The sequence below is a fragment of the Deltaproteobacteria bacterium genome (genome assembly GCA_016210005.1).
Classification (GTDB): Bacteria; Desulfobacterota; Binatia; order HRBIN30; family JACQVA1; genus JACQVA1.
Window position 1 is genome coordinate 1 of sequence record JACQVA010000170.1, and the last position, 16,504, is coordinate 16,504.

A 16,504-nucleotide genomic window follows, 5' to 3' on the forward strand; every position below is an offset into this window, starting at 1 on the left:
AGAACATCGCGCAGACCGCGCCGGCTGCCAGGAAAGGGCCGAAAGGAATCGGCACGCGCGCATCGGCCCGGCGCAGCAGGATCAGACTCAGCCCGACCAGCGAGCCGCTGAGCGACGCCAACAGCAGGGTCACCGGGATCGCCCGCCAGCCGAGGAAGGCGCCGATCATGGCCAGCAGCTTGATGTCCCCGCCGCCCATGCCTTCGCGGCCCGTGAACCACTGGTAGCCCGCGGCCACGGCGAACAAGACACCGCCGCCAAGCACGGCGCCAATGATCGCGCTGATGAACCCCGGGGTTGACAACACCAGCGCAGCGAGGAGCCCGAGCGCTATCCCCGGCAGGCTGATCACGTCGGGAATTATCTGGTGATCGAGATCGACGAACGTCACCACGATCAACGCGGCCATGAACGTGAAGGCGGCCGCTGCTTCAATCGTTGGGCCCCGGTGCCATACCGCCGCCGCCGCGGCCACGCCCGCCAGCGCCTCGATGAAGGGATAGCGCAACGAGATCGGCGCGGCACAACTCCGGCAGCGCCCGCGCAAGACTAGATAACTCAGGATCGGGATATTGTCGTAAGGCCGGATCGGGGTTTGACAGCCGGGACAGCGCGACGCCGGCCGCACCACCGACTCACCGGCGGGGATGCGGCAGATGCACACGTTCAGAAAGCTGCCGATAACGGCCCCGAAGACGAAAGCGATGGCGAGGAGCATCAGGCCCTTTCCGCAGCCGGCCCGCTCACCGGCGCTCGGGCATCTGCTGGATGCTCGCGATCATTTCAGCCCTTCGCGGTGAGTGGTGCGGCCCTTCACGATGGCCGGTGCTAGCTCAACCGGCCGGTGCACTGCAAGCCGGGCGGGCGCCGTCGGATCAGCGGCGGCGCTGGGCGCGCGGCGGCAGTCGTAGTAGAGGGAGCATGATGACGCCGGCTCAGAGCACGCCGCCCCAGCCCGCCGCACGCGGCTTGCGCGTGTTGTTCTTCGGCACCGCCACCACCGCGGCGGGCTACCCGCGCCCGCGCGTGCTGCTGCGCGGGCTGCGCGACAACGGCGTCGAGGTAATCGAATGTCGCGCGCCGTTGTGGGCCAGCTCGGGCGAGCGCGTGCATGCCGCGCAGTCGTTGTTCTCGCTGCGCAGCTTGGCACACGTGCTACGCGCCGAAGCCAGCTTGTTGCGCCGCTTCTTCGAGGTCGGCCGCTACGATGCGGTGCTGGTCGGACCCGAGGGTTATCTCGACATCATCCTGGTACGCCTGCTCAGCCTGATGCGCCGCCGCCCGGTGGTTTTCGATCCGTTCATCTCGCTCTACGATACGATGGTCGAGGATCGCCAGCTGGTGGCACCGCGATCGTTCAAAGCCGGCGGCTTGCGCTTTCTCGATCGCCTGGCTTGCCGGCTGGCCGACGCCGTCATCCTCGACACCGAGGCGATGGTTCGCCACTACGCCGAGGACTTCCAGTTGCCACGCCACAAATTGTTCCGAGTGTTGGTGGGCGAAGAAGACGACTTGTTCTCGCCGCCGGCGGGCGAGCCGCCGCCCGAGCCGCCGGCGCCGCCGTTGCGGGTGTTGTGGTTCGGCACCCACATTCCCCTGCACGGCGTGCCGGTGATCATCGCTGCCGCCGCTGCCCTGCAACGTGATGGCGTGCAATTCACGCTGATCGGCAACGGCCAGGGGTTCCCCACCGCGGCGGCGGCGGCGGCCGGGCTGGAGAACGTCACCTTCATCCCCGGCTTTGTGCCGCCGGCGCAACTGCGCGAGCAGCTCGAGGGCTCGCACGTGGCGCTCGGGATCTTCGGTACGACGAAGAAAGCCAGCCGCGTGATTCCGTGCAAGGTGTTCGACATCCTCTCGGCGGGGCGAGCGTTGGTGACAGCGGACACCCCCGCCATTCGCGAGCTGGTCTTGCCCGATCAGCACGCCGTCTTGGTGCCTGCGGGAGATGCCGCCGCGCTGGCGCGGGCGCTGTTGGCATTGCGCGACGACCCCGCCCGGCGCACGGCGCTGGCACGAGCGGGCATCACGCTCTATCGCCAGCGGGCTACACCCAAAGTGCTGGGTGCGGAGCTGCTGCGCATTCTGCAACGCTTGATCAAAGCTCGACCGCAATCCGAGGGGGATTTTGGGACGTCCACAAATCCTCCCTGACCCGCCTTGGCCAAAGCAGGCAACCCACGCGCGAGAGCGCACTGGTATTGATCGGATGGGGTTTTAACTCATACCGGTTGTCGGCCCGCTGCTGGTGCGGTCACCTGGGCATACACCGCCTCCACCTGCGCCAGCGCTGCGTCGATGGCCAGGCGCCCGGCGTTCTGCTCGTACCACGCCCGGGTGCGCTGGCGCAGGGCCGGGCCGGCGGCGTGCACCGCGGCGATGGCCTCGGCCAGCACGCCGGGCTCGGCGCTGTCCACCACCAGGCCATTCTCGCCCGGCACAATCAGCTCGATGGCAGCATTGTCGGGTGCGCGCACCACGATCGACGGCACCCCACGCGCCGCGGCTTCAACCACCACCAGCCCGTAGCCTTCGCGTTGCGAGGGCAACAGCAGGCAGGTAGCGCGTTGCAGCGTGGTGTCGATCTCCTCCCAAGCGACGAAGCCGGGACAGCAAATGCGGTCGGCCAAGCCCAGCCTTTCAATCTCCGCCAGAACCCGCCGGTGATCCGGGCCGTCACCGAAGATCGTCGCCCGCAACTGCGGGATGCGATCTCGCGCCAGCGCAACCGCCGCCGGAATCACCCGCGCGCGCTTCTCGCGGATGTGCCGGCCGACGTACACCACCAGCGGATCGTCAACCGGCAGCCCGCCGTTAGTGGTCACCGACGGCCCGGCGTAGATGCCCGAAAGCACGACCGGTTGGCCGCGATACCCTTCCTTGAGCAGTCGCCTGGCCTGCAGCTGCGACAGCACAAACGCACGCTCTGTGAGACGAATGCACAGCTGCTGTACAACGGCGCCGATCCCGCCGCGCAGGCGGCCCAAGTATTCACGCCAGTACTGCGGGCTCCAGATCTCGATCCAATCCGTCACCACCGCCGGACCGCCCCAGGCGCAGGCCGCGCGCGCCGCCACCAGGGAGAAGTAAGGGAAGCCGCAGGTGTGGACGACGTCGTAGTCCCGCCGCCGCCGCCGCAGGTGCCAGAACACCCCCCAGCCGAAGCGCAGCGGGCTCAAGATCGCGCGCCGGCCGCCGGCAGTGTAGAGTCGGCGCCCGCCGGAGACGACCACCACCTGCGCCCCCCCTGGCCCGGCCGGCCGGTCCGCACGCCCCCACTGCCGGCGGGTGACGTAGGTCACCTCGTGGCGCGCGCTCAGGCGCTCGGCCAGGCTGGCATACCAGCGTTCCGCGCCCCCGATGGTGTACGGGTACAGGCAATCGTAAACGATGGCGATGCGCATGCGCCGGCTCTCAGGTGACGGGCGGGCGGCGCGGCACCGCCAGCATGCTGAGAAAGAAGGAGGAGAAAATCGTCTGCGCGCCGACGATCATCAACGTCGAGGCTCGTAGCGCCGGCCGCACCGCGTCGAGGCCGCCCATACCGCTAGCGAGCCAGCGCACCAGGATGGCAGCGTCGATGCTGAAGCCGAGCCCGAACAACAGGCCGCCGACCGCCAGGCCGCGTTCGAGATTGAAGTAGCGCATTAGCCAGGCCAGCGTTCGGTCGGGGGCATAGAGGCGCGCAGAGTGCGAGTAGGCTTTGGCGAAGATGCCGGTCGTCACAATTTGATAGCCCAGCACGCTCAAGAGGCTGCCCAGCACCATGTAGTGAACATCGAAATGGAGGCCGGCGAAATCCCGCGGCCCGTTGCCGAGCAAGATCAACGGCAGCAGGCCGATGACCATGCAAAGGATGCCGGGGGCCAGGAAGAGGTAGCTGGGCGAGAACAGCAGGATGAAGCGCAGATGGCGCCAGCCGTCGCGAAAGGAGCGCAAGTGCGAAGGCCGGCAGCGGCCATCGCGATGCAGCGTGATCGGAATCTCCCGAATCCTCAGCCCGGCCAGCGCCGCCTTAACCACCATCTCGGAGGCGAACTCCATACCGGTGGTCTGCAACTGCATGCGCCGGTAGGCCTGCTTGGTGAACGCGCGCATGCCGCAATGGGTATCGGACAACTCGACGCGAAACAGCCACTGCACGATGGCCGAAAACAACGGGTTGCCGAACCAGCGATGCAACACGGGCATGGCCCCCGGCTCGATCGCGCCACGCCGGCGCGAGCCCATCACCAGATCCGCTCCCGCCCGTACGGCGGCGACGAACCGTTCGAGGTCCGTCAGGTCGTAGGAATCGTCGGCATCGGCCATGATGATGACCGGCGCCCGCGCCGCCGCAATTCCGCACATCAACGCGCTGCCGTAACCGCGGCTAGGTTCACGCACAACCCGCGCACCGCTGGTGGCGGCGGCCGCCGCCGAGCCGTCGGTGGAGCCGTTGTCGACCACGATCACCTCGGCGCGAAGGCCAAGGCGTTGTAGCGTCTGGCTGGCCTTGTGTACGCACGCACCCACCGTGCTCGCCTCGTTCAAACACGGCAACACCACCGACACCTCGAGCCCGTCGCCTGCCAGCTCGCCAGCGGCAACTGCGCTCTCGGCTACTGCAAGGTTCGCATCCGCCTCCGACATCAGTCTCGCGCATTTAGCGCATGTCGTGCCCGGCAGGAAAGGGCCGAGGCGCGCCCCGCTTGTCGGCCGCCCGCTGTTGGTGATAGCGCTCCGCTCGCCTATGCGTTGCCCGAATCGGCCGCTACGAATCGGCATCGTTACCGACGGGCTGGAGGAGCGTGTCACGGCCGGCGCCGTGCACATCGCCAACGGCGGCGTGGGCGTGTACATCTACAACCTGGTCAAGGAACTGCGGGCGATCGACCAAGCCACCGAGTACGTGCTGATCCGCCACGGCACCGGTCGCCTCGACATCTATGACCGTGGCCGCCAATGCGCAGTACCGGTGCGCTCGACGCTGGCGGCGAAGGTGTTGCGCGCACTCGAGTATGCGTATCGCCGCCTGGCCGACGAGTTACAGCTGGACCTGCTGCACTTCCCCAATCAGTTCGGCGGCACCTTCCTGCCCCGGCGCATCAAGCGGGTGGTCACGCTGCACGACCTCACGCCGTTGCTGCTGCCGCACTGCCACCCTTGGGAGCGAAGAATGGCGTACCGGCTGTTCATGCGCCGCGCCCTGCGCCGCGCCGACCATGTGCTGGTCGACTCCGCCAGCACCGGCGCTGACCTCATGCGCCTCGGCATCGTCGCCGCAAGCAACATCACCACGGTTCCGCTCGGCGTGGCGGAGCACTTCCGGTTCGCAACCCCGAGCGCGGATCTCAGGCAGCGCTACGATCTGCCCGACCGATTCATATTGAGCGTCGGGGTGTTGGAGCCGCGCAAGAATCACGCGTTGCTGTTCGAGGCCCTGCGCCGCCTGCACGCGGCGGGCGAGCAGACCGGGCTGGTGTTGGTAGGGCGCGACGGCTGGCGCTGGCAAGACCCGCTGGCTAACCCGGCGGTGGCGCCGTTACGTCCGTGGGTGCGGATCTTCCGCGACGTGCCCGACACCGATTTGGTCGAGTTCTACCGCCACGCCGAGGTCTTCGCCTTCCCATCGCTCTACGAGGGGTTTGGCCTGCCGGTGGTTGAGGCCATGGCCTGCGGCACGCCGGTGGTGGCGGCACGGGCGGCATCGCTGCCGGAGGTCGTTGGCGAGGCCGGGCTGCTCGCCGCTCCGACCGATGCCGGCGAGCTAGCGGCACGGCTGCTGGAGGTCCTGCGCAATCGCACCGTCCGCGAGCGCTTGGTGGCCGCCGGCCGGCAGCGGGCGCAGCAGCTGTCGTGGCGGCGCACTGCCGAACACACACGCGCGATCTACGAGCAGGTCTGCCGCACCTAGCCCGCGGGATGCCGCATGCTGTTCAACTCGCAGGCGTTTGTCTGGGCGTTCTTGCCGGTGGTGCTGCTCGGCTACGGGCTGGCCGTTCGCCGCGGCCGAGCCGTCGCGATCACTTGGCTGACGGCAACCTCGCTGTTCTTTTACGGCTGGTGGAATTGGCGCTACGTCTTCTTGCTATTGGGCTCGCTCGCCTTCAACTACGTTTGGGGGCTGCTGCTGCGCCGGCACGCTAACCGGGCGCTTTTGACCTGCGGCATCGCGCTCAACCTGACGGTGCTGGGCTACTTCAAGTACGCCAACTTCCTGGTTGACACGGCCAACATCGTGGCCGGAGCAAGTTGGCGGATCGAGCCGGTGGCATTGCCGCTGGCGGTGTCATTCTTCACCTTCGAGCAGATCACTTATCTCGTCGATGCCTACCGCGGCGCCCCGTACGGGCAGAACTTCCTCAGCTACTGCCTATTCACCACCTTCTTCCCGCGGCTGATCGCGGGCCCGATCGTGCGCCCGGCGGAAATCCTGCCGCAGCTCAACCGAGTAAGCACCTTCGTCCTAACCCCGGCCAACGTCGCCACCGGCCTGTTCGTATTCGCCATCGGCCTGTTTAAGAAGGTGATCCTGGCCGATACGCTCGCCCCGTGGGCGGCGCCGGTGTTCGACCGGGCACCGGCGGTGTTTTTCGCCGACGCCTGGGGTGCGACGCTGGCGTTCGCGCTGCAACTCTACTTCGATTTTTCGGGCTACTCGGACATGGCGATCGGGTTGGCGCAGTTGTTCAACATTCGGCTCCCGGAGAACTTCTCCTCGCCCTACCAAGCGCGCAGCATGATCGACTTCTGGCGGCGCTGGCACATTACGCTCTCGAGCTTCTTGCGCGACTACCTTTACATTCCCCTCGGCGGCAGCCGCCGTGGGGAGGTGCGGCATTACCTGAATCTCCTCATCACCATGCTGCTGGGCGGCTTGTGGCACGGGGCGAGCTGGAAGTTCGTTCTCTGGGGCGGACTGCTCGGTCTTTGTCTGGCGATCAACCACCTCTGGCGCCGGAGCCGGATCGAGCTGCCAACTGCCTTGAGTTGGGCGCTCACCTTCGCGGCCATACTGGTGGCGTGGGTGATCTTCCGCGCCCCATCGCTGGCGCGGGCGCAGCTTGTGCTGCTCGCGATGGTGGGCGTGAGCGATGCCAGCCTCGAGCTCACACCACGTTTCTTCGATGCCGACGAATGGCAGTGGCTGCTGGCCGGTTTGGCGCTGGTGCTGTGGTCTCCCAACCGCCGCGCGGTGCAAGCTATGATCGAACGGCAGTGGCGCAGTGATCACGTCTACGCCGCCGCTTTCGCAGTCATGGCGGGTTTGTGCTTGCTGCGCTTGGGTGACCCGTCCCCCTTCCTGTACTTCCAGTTTTGAAGGCGTTGCCCATGGCCGCCGATCGCCGCCTTCGTCTGATGTTTTGCTACCTCGCAGGTTTTGCCCTGGCGGTGGCGGCCGTCAATCGGCTGGCCAATCCGTTCGGGGCATGGAACAGATTGCTGGAAACGGCGGTGAGCAGCCGCGACGGGTATAACCGCCTGGCGGTCCCGTACCGGGTGCGCGTCGAGCAACCGGCAACGGTGCTGGTGGGCAGCTCGCGCGTGGTCTACGGCATGCCGGCCGGCGACGGCGTTCGCGACGAGGATTTCCTCAACGCCGGTTTGCTCGGGGCCTCGCTCGAAGAACTCACCACCATCGTCGAGCTGGCAACGGCAAACCCACGGCTGCGGCGGCTGGTGTGGGTGATTGAGTTCTACGCCTTCAGCGAGCAGTTCGCCGGCTTCCGCGATCAGCAGACGCGGGCGCGGCTCGCCGGGGAGTGGCCGCGCTTGGTCACCGAGACCTTGTTCAGTCTGGACGCTCTCGATGCCAGCCGCCGGGAACTGCTGAAGGCGTCCAATCCGTTCGGCGGCGGGCGCGCCCGCGCGCTGCCGTTACCGTGGCCGGAGGCGGAGATCGCGGCGGCGGCGGACCATCCCGACATCAGCAGGTTGGCCGATAAGAGCCCAGGGCGAATCCGTTACGAGCTGGAGAACTGGGTGGACATCTACCGCCGCTACCGCGCGGCACCACGGCACCTGGAGCTGTTTCGCGCCGCGGTGGGGCGGCTACGCGCTCGCGGCCTCGACTTGGTGCTGCTGGTGCCGCCGCTGAGCGAGTACGAGTTGGAAACGATCCGCCAGAGCGGCCAATGGCCGACCTTCCTCGCTTGGAAGCGCGACCTGGCGGCGGTGACACCTTACACGGACTTCTCCGGTTACACCGAGCTGGCGCGTGCGGACAGGTACTTCATCGACGTCTGCCACTTCGTTCCCGCCCTCGGACACGCGCTCTTACGTTACGCCCTGGGCGGCCCCGACAACTGCCGCAGCTGTGGCGAGGTGGCGCGCTTGCTTGCGGCCACGGCTGCGCCGGTAGATGAGGCGGCGATCGAGTCGCACCTGTCGCACCAGGACAGTGACCGTATCGCTCAAACAGTGATGGAGAGCCGGTTTGCGCGACTCGTCAGTGAGATCGCGGGCCGCAGCTCGACGACGGTGGCGATGGAGAGGCCGTGACTCACGCCGTGCTTTCCGCCCGTTTGGCGGCGCTCGAACTCGCACTCGAACGTTGGTGCGAGCACCCGCGCCGGTTGCTAGCCCTCTTGGCGGCACTATTGCTGGCGCAAGTCGGCCCGTGGTGGTACGCCAGCCCGGACTCGCTCACCTACCTGTCGGTGGCGCGCAGCCTCGCCGGCGGGCATGGGTTGCTGCGACTGGGCAGCGAGCAGCTGGGCTACCCGCCCGGCTATCCGCTCCTGGCAAGCCCCGCTTTCTTGATTTCGGGCCGGCCGTTTCTGCGGCTCTCGCTCTTGCAGTGGGCTTTGGCCGTGGGGCTGCTGCTGGGCGTGTATCGCTGGCTGCGTGCCAGGCATTGCACTGCGGCGCTCTTGCTGACCGGGACGGTGATGGTCAATGCCGCGCTCTGGCTCCACTACCGCCGTCCGCTCAGCGAGCTGGCGTTCATGGCCGTGATGGTATGGGCCGCCAACGCGTGGGACATGGCGTTGGCGGTGCCGGCGCCGCGCCGGGCGGTGGGCTGGACCGTGCTGGGGAGCGTGTTGTCGGTTCTGCTGTGTCTGATACGCGAGGTTGGCGGGGTGCTGGTTACCGGCTTCGCGCTCGCTACGCTTGTGGCGGCCCGGCGGCGCCGCTTCAGTCGCACGTTCGCGTTCGCCATGATCGGGATAGCCGCGTTACCGGCGGCGGTGACGGTGGTCGGCTTCGCCCATTACGACGTGCGCGCCGCCGCCCGTTCGGCCGATCAGCGCGGCACCCATCTGGACGGCTTCATCAACGCCTCGCCGCTGTTTGCCGGCACCGCGTCACCGCTAGTGCCGTTGAGCGAAATGGTGCGCGTGCGCGTCAGCGAGGTTGGCCGCCTCCTCGTGCCCGGCATGCTGAAGTCGTATGGGCCACCGGGGCGCTGGCTCGATGTCAACATGTTGGTCTACCTTCCGCTCTGCGCCCTGGTACTGGCGGGATGGTGGCAGCTGGTTCGCCAAGGCCCTGATGTGCTGGCGCTGACGCTCCCGTTCTACTTGGCCATCTACCTGGTGTGGCCGTTCGACGGGGGCCTGCGCTATCTCCTACCGCTGCTGCCCGTCTTGCTGTTATGCGGCTGGCTGCCGCTGGGACCGCGGCTGCGGCGGCCCCGCTGTGCGCTGGCGGCGTTCCTGGTTGCTCATCTGGGCGTGGCCCTGGGCTATTGGTTGGCGGATGATCTGCCGCGCATCCGCCAATGTCATGCCCAATGGGATGTGGCCGAGCGCTTGGCCGCGCAGGTGCCCGCGCGTAGCGCCGGCCTCGCCGACGGGGTACCGGAATGCATTCGACTGCTGCTGGCCTACAGCGTTGATCGGTCGGTACTGGAGATGCCGGCCGCCGGCCTGGCGCAGACGAACGAGCCCTGGATCGTCGCCCCGGCCGGCGCCCCGTCGCCGGCCGGCTTTGCCGCGTCGGCAGTAACCCACCCATACCAGATCTTCGTGCGAGTGGACTGATGACGGAAGGCGGCTGGCTGGCGACGCTTGCATCCTATGACACCGCGCTGCTGCTAATCATCGGCGCGCAGCTGCGCACGAAACTCCTCGATGCGCTGATGCTGTATGTAACCGAGCCGCAGAATTTCTATCTTCCCATCGCGGCAATCGCTGCCTACCGGATGACATTGGGAGGCGGCGGTACCCGGTGGCGACACCGCTGGCTACTGGCCGGCGGTGCGTTGCTGTTGCTCGGGGTGGTGGACGGCAGCGCCACTATGGTGAAGAACCTGGTGCAGCGAGCGCGTCCGTGCCACGTGCTGGTGGGCGTTGAGCTGATCGGCTCGTGTTCCGATTCGTTTTCGTTTCCGTCGAATCATGCGGCCAACGTCTTCGCCCTAGCCGCGGCGGTGGCGGCCTATGACCCTCGCTTCGGCTGGCTGTGGTTCGCGCCGGCAGCCTTGGTGGCGTACTCGCGGGTCTACCTCGGGGTGCACTACCCGTCCGACGTCTTGTGCGGCGCTCTGGCCGGGTTGGCAGTGGGCCGCGCCGCGGGCTTGTTGGCCGCCGCCCCGGCGCGCGCGCCGGATTAGGGAAGAGCGGCGCCCACCGGTTTGAAAAGAGCGCTCTCCTAGTTCAGCCGGCCCTGGTCTCCCCGGCTGTGCCAGCCTACTCACAGCCGGATGTTGACGTACTTGGTGGCGGTGTACGACTCGATGCCCTCGCTGCCGCCTTCGCGGCCGAAGCCGGACTGTTTCACCCCGCCGAACGGGATCTCCGCTGCCGCGATGACGAGGTTGTTCACGCCGACCATGCCGACTTCCAATCCTTCCGAGGCCAGGAACGCGGTGCGCGTGTCGCGCGTGAAGACGTAGCCGGCAAGCCCGTACGGCGATGCGTTCGCTTGCGCGAGCGCATCGGGGAGATCGGCGAACGTGGCGATCGGCGCGATCGGGCCGAAGGGCTCCTCGGTCATCACCCGCATGGTGGCATCGACGCCGGTGAGCACCGCCGGCTCGAAAAAGAATCCGCGCGTGAACTCTGGCGGCCGCCGCCCGCCGCAGCGTAACACGGCGCCGCGAGCGAGTGCGTCCGCGATCAGCCCCTCGGCCGCCTCCAGCCGCCGCCGGTTGGCGAGCGGGCCGATGTCGGTGCGCGGGTCGCGTCCGTCGCCCAAGCGGAGCGCCTGCGTCACCTCGACGAAGCGTTCGGTAAACCGCGCGGCGACCGATTCGTGCACGTAGAACCGGCTGGCGGCGATGCAGACCTGCCCGTTGTTGCGGAACTTGCCGCGGGCCGCGGTTTCGGCGGCCTGCTCGATGTCGGCATCGGCAAACACCAACACCGGTGCGTGTCCGCCCAACTCCATCGAGACGGCTTTGATGCCCTCAGCACACAGACGCAAGATCTCGCGCCCGACCGGCACCGAGCCGGTGAGACTCACCTTGCGAATGACGCTGGAGCCAATCAGGTGCCGGCTGATGAATGCCGGGTTGCCGGTGACGACGTTGACCGTGCCCGGCGGAATACCGGCGTCATGGCAGGCCTGGGCGAGACAGAATGCCGTGCGCGGGGCTTCTTCGGCGGGCTTGACGACGATCGCGCAGCCGGCCGCCAACGCCGGCGCGATCTTGCGCGCCGGCAGCAGCGCCGGAAAATTCCACGGGCTGAACGCGGCCACCGGCCCAATCGACTGGCGCAATACGAGCAAACGCTGCTCGCGCGAATGACCGTCGATCACTCGGCCGTAAATGCGCCGCGCCTCGTCGGCGTACCAATCGAACTGATCGGCCGCCGCCAGCACCTCGCCCTTCGCCTCCGCCAACGGCTTGCCCTGCTCTTCGGTGAGCACCGCCGCGATGGCCGCGGCGCGCTCACGGATCAGCTGCGCGACGCGGCGCAGAGCCGCGCTGCGTGTCCACGCATCAACCTCGCGCCACGATCGCCAGGCACGATCCGCCGCTGCCAGCGCCCGGTCCAAGTCCGCCGCCGTTGCCACCGGCACCGAGTCGGCAACTTCCTCGGTGGCGGGGTTGATGATGTTCATGCGCGCGCCGTCGGACGCAGCGGTCCAGTCGCCATCGATGAACATTGAGGATGGAGGAAAAGGATCGGAGGTCATCATTCAACCTTTGGTTTCCAAGCTGCGTCTTGCCGGGGGCCTGTGCAATACTCGTAGCATCTTCGCGATCCAATCGAGTTGGGGCAAGAGGTTATCTGCGACATCCCGTTCCAGGTCGCGAAGTGAGGCAAAATATTCGATGAGACCGTATATTTAACTCGTGTGGACCGCCACACGCGTCGCAGTCCGTTCGCCATGCTTCCAGCCGAGTGGCAGCCGTGAGCAACGCGCCGCCCCGGGGTATGCAGGCGTCCACCGTCCTCGTCTTCGGTCCGCGGGGACGCGCGTCGATCTCGTCGGCGCCCTTTTCCCGAAACATCGTGCGTGCGCCCGAATGCTGGAAGCCATTTCCTCTGCGTGCCATAGTGCCGACGATTCGGGAGCTGCGTGTTCCCAACGATATGACTCGCCTCGAAGACCTCCAGCCGAACGCCGCCGTGCGAGGCATCCTCCCGGATGCCCTGGTCACGGTCGTGAGCGTGCAGTGGTTCGGCTCGGAGGCCCTTGAGCTGACCTACAAGACGCCCGCCGGCAAGGTCGCCAACGAACTGGTCTACCGCCACGACGAGCCGCGCCTTGAAGTCGTCGAGCAGGGCCGGCCCTGGAGCTTCGACGGCGACGGCGCGCGCTTCCGGCTCGTCTCTGAAGCGCACCGCATCCGGCTCGCGCATCTCTTCGACCCGGTGCTTGCGGTGCACACCTCCGTGGTCGAGCCGCTGCCGCACCAGATCACGGCTGTCTACGACGCCATGCTGCCGCGCCAGCCGCTGCGTTTCCTGCTCGCCGACGATCCCGGTGCCGGCAAGACGATCATGGCGGGGCTCCTGATGAAGGAACTGATCGCCCGCGGCGATCTGCAGCGCTGCCTCGTCGTTTGCCCCGGCAGCCTGGCCGAGCAGTGGCAGGATGAACTCTATCGCCGGTTTCATCTGCCGTTCGAGATCCTCACCAACGACAAGCTCGAAGCCGCACGCACCGGCAACTGGTTCCTGGAAACTAACCTCGTCATCGCGCGCCTCGACAAGCTTTCCCGCAACGAGGACGTGCAGCTGAAACTCGCGGCACCGGACTGCGGCTGGGATCTGATCGTCTGCGACGAGGCGCACAAAATGTCGGCCACCTTCTTCGGTGGCGAGATCAAGTACACCAAGCGCTACAAGCTGGGGCAGCTCCTCTCAACGCTGACACGCCACTTTCTCCTGATGACGGCCACGCCGCACAACGGCAAGGAAGAGGACTTTCAACTGTTTATGGCGTTGCTGGACGGCGACCGCTTCGAGGGCCGTTTCCGCGACGGCGTTCACGCCGCCGACGTCTCGGACCTCATGCGCCGTATGGTCAAGGAAGGCCTTCTCAAGTTCGACGCCACGCCGCTCTTTCCCGAGCGCATCGCATATACCGTTGCTTACAAGCTCTCCGACCGCGAAGCGCAGCTCTACAAAGAAGTCACCGATTACGTGCGCGAGGAGTTCAACCGCGCCGAGGCGCTGCAGAACGACAAGCGCGCCGGTACCGTCGGCTTTGCGCTGACCATCCTCCAGCGACGGCTCGCCTCTTCACCAGAGGCGATCTACCAGTCGCTGCGTCGGCGCCGCGAGCGCCTTGAGAGCCGGCTTCGCGAGCTGGAACTGCTCCACCGCGGAGGCGAGGTCGCACCGGTGATCGCCGCGAGCGTGCCGACCCTCGACGCCGAGGATGTCGAGGACCTCGAAGACGCGCCCGACAACGAGGTCGAGGCCGCCGAAGAGGAGATCCTCGATCAGGCCACGGCGGCGCGTACAATCACCGAGCTGAAGGGCGAGATCGACACGCTCAAGCGGTTGGAGTCCCTCGCACTGACCGTGCGCCGTAGTGGCGAAGACAAGAAATGGCGCGAGCTTGCCAACCTTCTTGGTGAAATCTTTACCCCGGCGGCCCTTGCCGACCGCGTGGGAGAGGGAGATTCCCCTCCGTATGGTTCGGGACCGATTCCGCGGCCCGTGCCGTCGCCGCGTCAGAAGCTGGTTCTCTTCACCGAGCACCGTGACACTCTGAACTACCTGGAGCAGCGCATCACCACGCTTCTCGGCCGCAAGGAAGCCGTCGTCATCATCCATGGTGGCATGGGCCGCGAGGAACGCATGAACGCTCAGGAGTCGTTCAAACACGACCCGGAAGTGCAGGTGCTCCTGGCGACGGACGCGGCGGGTGAAGGCATCAACCTGCAGCGCGCGCACCTGATGGTGAACTACGATCTGCCGTGGAACCCGAACCGCATCGAGCAGCGTTTTGGACGTATTCATCGAATCGGGCAAACTGAAGTGTGTCATCTTTGGAACCTCGTGGCTGAAGACACCCGCGAAGGCGAGGTCTACCGCACCCTGCTGGAGAAGCTCGAACAGGCCCGGACCGCTCTCGGCGGCCAGGTGTTCGACGTCCTCGGCAAGCTCCAGTTTGACGGCCGGCCGCTGCGTGACCTCCTGATCGAGGCGATCCGCTACGGTGAACGGCCGGAAGTACGTGCCCGGCTCACGCAGGTTGTGGCCCATGCCTTCGACAAGAGCCAGCTCCAGGACCTGCTCGAAGAGCGCGCCCTTGCCCACGATGCCATGGACGCGAGCCGCGTCTATCGCATCCGTGAGGAAATGGAACGGGCCGAAGCGCGACGGCTCCAGCCGCATTACATCGAGTCCTTCTTCCTGGAAGCATTCCAGCGGCTGGGCGGCACGACCAAGCAACGCGAGCCCCGCCGCTACGAGGTCACCCATGTGCCCGCACCGGTGCGCAACCGCGACCGCCTGATCGGCATCGGCGAGCCCGTGCTGCCGCGCTACGAGCGCATTGCCTTCGAGAAGTCGCTCGTCGCACCGCAGGGCCAGGCGCTCGCCGCGTTCGTGTGTCCAGGTCACCCGTTGCTCGACGCCACCATCGACCTCACGCTAGAGCGCGACCGCGACCTGCTGCGGCGGGGCGCGGTACTGGTGGACGAGCGCGACGCCGGCACGGAGCCACGCGTGCTCTTCTACCTGGAACACGGCATTCAGGACGCGAGCCTCACCCGCTCGGGCGAGCGGCGCATCGTTTCCAAGCGCATGCTCTACGTGGAAGCGAGGAGAGAGAAACGAGAAGTGAGAAACGAGGGAGGGTGCGATGCACTACCGGGAGCTGACGGTTTGGCGAAAGGCCATGGAGGCGGCTCGGGAAGTCTATCGGCTCGCGCCGAGGTTGCCCAGGGAAGAGACGTACGGGATGCGTTCACAGATCACCCGCGCGGTGGTTTCGGTGCCGGCGAACATTGCGGAGGGATGGACCAGGGAGTCGGTGCGGGAAAAGGCGCAGTTTTTCGCGATCGCCCAGGGCTCACTGGCGGAGACCGAGACCCTCCTGACTCTTTGCGAGGATCTGGACTGGTTCCCGCGGAAGGAGACCGAGGACCTTCGCGGATTGCTGGACGAGACGAGTCGTATGCTAACCACGATGCGCCGGAAGGCCCGGCAGCCGTAGCTCCTCACTTCTCACTTCTATTTTCTCACTTCTCGTACGCGCCGTATCTCGACTACCGGCCGCTCACGGCCGACGAGCCCGGCGTGGAGGCACTCCTTGATCGTCCCGAGTGCGCGTGGATCAGCCGCGAGCTGGAGCAGAAAGCGCAGGGCCACGCCGTCGCACATGTCGTGCCGGAACATTTGGCGGAGGTCCGCTCGCGCAAGCTGGACCTCATCGCCAAGACTGAAGCCGCGGTGAAGGACCGGCTTACCAAGGAGATCAGCTACTGGGATCATCGTGCAGAGCAGCTCAAGCTGCAGGAGCAAGCGGGCAAGCCCAACGCTCGGCTCAATTCAGGCGAGGCACGAAAGCGCGCGGACGCGCTGCAGGCACGCCTCCAAAAGCGAATGGAGGAGCTGAAGCTGGAGCAGCAGATTTCACCTCTGCCGCCCGTCATCCTCGGCGGCCTGTTGGTGGTACCGGCAGGCCTGATCGCCAAGATGACTGGGCGACCGGCACCGACCCTCGCGGCGGCGCCTGACACGCAGGCCTCTGCGGCGCGCGCCCGTGCGATCGTCATGGAGATCGAGCGCCGCCTGGGGTTTGAACCAACCGACCGCGAGATGGAAAAGCTTGGCTACGACATCGAAAGCCGCATCCCCGGCACCGGCCGCTTGCGTTTCATCGAGGTGAAGGGCCGCGTCACCGGCGCCGACACAATCACCGTGACGAAGAACGAGATCCTCTATTCCCTGAACAAACCCGAGGACTTCATCCTAGCGATCGTCGAGTTCCTGGACGGCGAAGAGCACCGCGTTCATTACGTGCGCCGGCCATTCCATCGCGAACCCGACTTCGGCGTCACGAGCGTGAACTACGACTTCGGAGAGCTCTTGGCGCGCGCCGGGGTACCGGCGTGACCAATCTGATTGAAATGGAGAATTACGAGATCTACGCGGTCGAGACCATC

At 66.6% G+C, this 16,504-nt stretch carries 11 protein-coding genes; 7 read left to right on the forward strand and 4 right to left on the reverse strand.

The window, feature by feature from the left end; all coding sequences use genetic code 11:
* On the reverse strand, positions 1–718 hold a 718-nt coding region (locus tag HY699_16575), incomplete at its 3' end, for a prepilin peptidase (GenBank protein MBI4517420.1).
* A gap of 203 nt (positions 719–921) precedes the next feature.
* Between HY699_16575 and HY699_16580 the strand changes: the two genes are divergently transcribed.
* Complete coding sequence (locus HY699_16580; GenBank protein MBI4517421.1) at positions 922–2,154, forward strand: glycosyltransferase; 1,233 nt, start codon at positions 922–924, stop codon at positions 2,152–2,154.
* A gap of 68 nt (positions 2,155–2,222) precedes the next feature.
* On the opposite strand, the gene HY699_16585 is transcribed toward HY699_16580, so the two are convergent.
* Positions 2,223–3,404, reverse strand: coding sequence for a glycosyltransferase family 4 protein (locus HY699_16585; protein ID MBI4517422.1), 1,182 nt, complete (start codon positions 3,402–3,404; stop codon positions 2,223–2,225).
* 10 nt (positions 3,405–3,414) lie between these two features.
* On the reverse strand, positions 3,415–4,632 hold the full coding sequence (locus HY699_16590; GenBank protein ID MBI4517423.1) for a glycosyltransferase family 2 protein: 1,218 nt from the start codon (positions 4,630–4,632) through the stop codon (positions 3,415–3,417).
* Between the two features lie 100 nt (positions 4,633–4,732).
* Here HY699_16590 and HY699_16595 point away from each other — a divergent pair, with 100 nt between their 5' ends.
* From HY699_16595 to HY699_16615, 5 genes are read left to right on the forward strand one after another with little or no spacing between them, the layout of a single operon-like run.
* Positions 4,733–5,896: a glycosyltransferase family 4 protein gene (locus HY699_16595; protein ID MBI4517424.1), complete on the forward strand. Its 1,164-nt coding sequence runs from the start codon at positions 4,733–4,735 to the stop codon at positions 5,894–5,896.
* A gap of 15 nt (positions 5,897–5,911) precedes the next feature.
* Complete coding sequence (locus HY699_16600; protein MBI4517425.1) at positions 5,912–7,303, forward strand: MBOAT family protein; 1,392 nt, start codon at positions 5,912–5,914, stop codon at positions 7,301–7,303.
* A gap of 11 nt (positions 7,304–7,314) precedes the next feature.
* Positions 7,315–8,484 carry a hypothetical protein gene (locus HY699_16605; GenBank protein ID MBI4517426.1) on the forward strand — a complete coding sequence of 390 codons (1,170 nt, stop codon included), beginning with the start codon at positions 7,315–7,317 and terminating at the stop codon, positions 8,482–8,484.
* Positions 8,481–9,968, forward strand: coding sequence for a hypothetical protein (locus HY699_16610; GenBank protein MBI4517427.1), 1,488 nt, complete (start codon positions 8,481–8,483; stop codon positions 9,966–9,968). Before HY699_16605 ends, HY699_16610 begins: the two co-directional genes overlap by 4 nt.
* Positions 9,968–10,540, forward strand: coding sequence for a phosphatase PAP2 family protein (locus tag HY699_16615; GenBank protein MBI4517428.1), 573 nt, complete (start codon positions 9,968–9,970; stop codon positions 10,538–10,540). Before HY699_16610 ends, HY699_16615 begins: the two co-directional genes overlap by 1 nt.
* Positions 10,541–10,620: 80 nt before the next feature.
* Here the strand turns inward: HY699_16615 and HY699_16620 are convergent, their stop codons facing one another.
* Positions 10,621–12,069, reverse strand: coding sequence for an NAD-dependent succinate-semialdehyde dehydrogenase (locus HY699_16620; protein ID MBI4517429.1), 1,449 nt, complete (start codon positions 12,067–12,069; stop codon positions 10,621–10,623).
* Between the two features lie 401 nt (positions 12,070–12,470).
* On the opposite strand from HY699_16620, the gene HY699_16625 reads away from it, so the two are divergent.
* Complete coding sequence (locus HY699_16625) at positions 12,471–16,454, forward strand: DUF3883 domain-containing protein (protein ID MBI4517430.1); 3,984 nt, start codon at positions 12,471–12,473, stop codon at positions 16,452–16,454.
* The last annotated feature ends 50 nt before the right edge of the window (positions 16,455–16,504 follow it).

Excerpts from the sequence above, each read along its gene's own strand:
- HY699_16620 (MBI4517429.1), bottom strand. The coding sequence starts at position 12,069 with ATGACCTCCGATCCTTTTCCTCCATCCTCAATGTTCATCGATGGCGAC.
- HY699_16605 (MBI4517426.1), top strand. The coding sequence starts at position 7,315 with ATGGCCGCCGATCGCCGCCTTCGTCTGATGTTTTGCTACCTCGCAGGT.
- HY699_16600 (MBI4517425.1), top strand. The coding sequence starts at position 5,912 with ATGCTGTTCAACTCGCAGGCGTTTGTCTGGGCGTTCTTGCCGGTGGTG.
- HY699_16585 (MBI4517422.1), bottom strand. The coding sequence starts at position 3,404 with ATGCGCATCGCCATCGTTTACGATTGCCTGTACCCGTACACCATCGGG.
- HY699_16580 (MBI4517421.1), top strand. The coding sequence starts at position 922 with ATGATGACGCCGGCTCAGAGCACGCCGCCCCAGCCCGCCGCACGCGGC.
- HY699_16595 (MBI4517424.1), top strand. The coding sequence starts at position 4,733 with ATGCGTTGCCCGAATCGGCCGCTACGAATCGGCATCGTTACCGACGGG.
- HY699_16615 (MBI4517428.1), top strand. The coding sequence starts at position 9,968 with ATGACGGAAGGCGGCTGGCTGGCGACGCTTGCATCCTATGACACCGCG.
- HY699_16625 (MBI4517430.1), top strand. The coding sequence starts at position 12,471 with ATGACTCGCCTCGAAGACCTCCAGCCGAACGCCGCCGTGCGAGGCATC.
- HY699_16590 (MBI4517423.1), bottom strand. The coding sequence starts at position 4,632 with ATGTCGGAGGCGGATGCGAACCTTGCAGTAGCCGAGAGCGCAGTTGCC.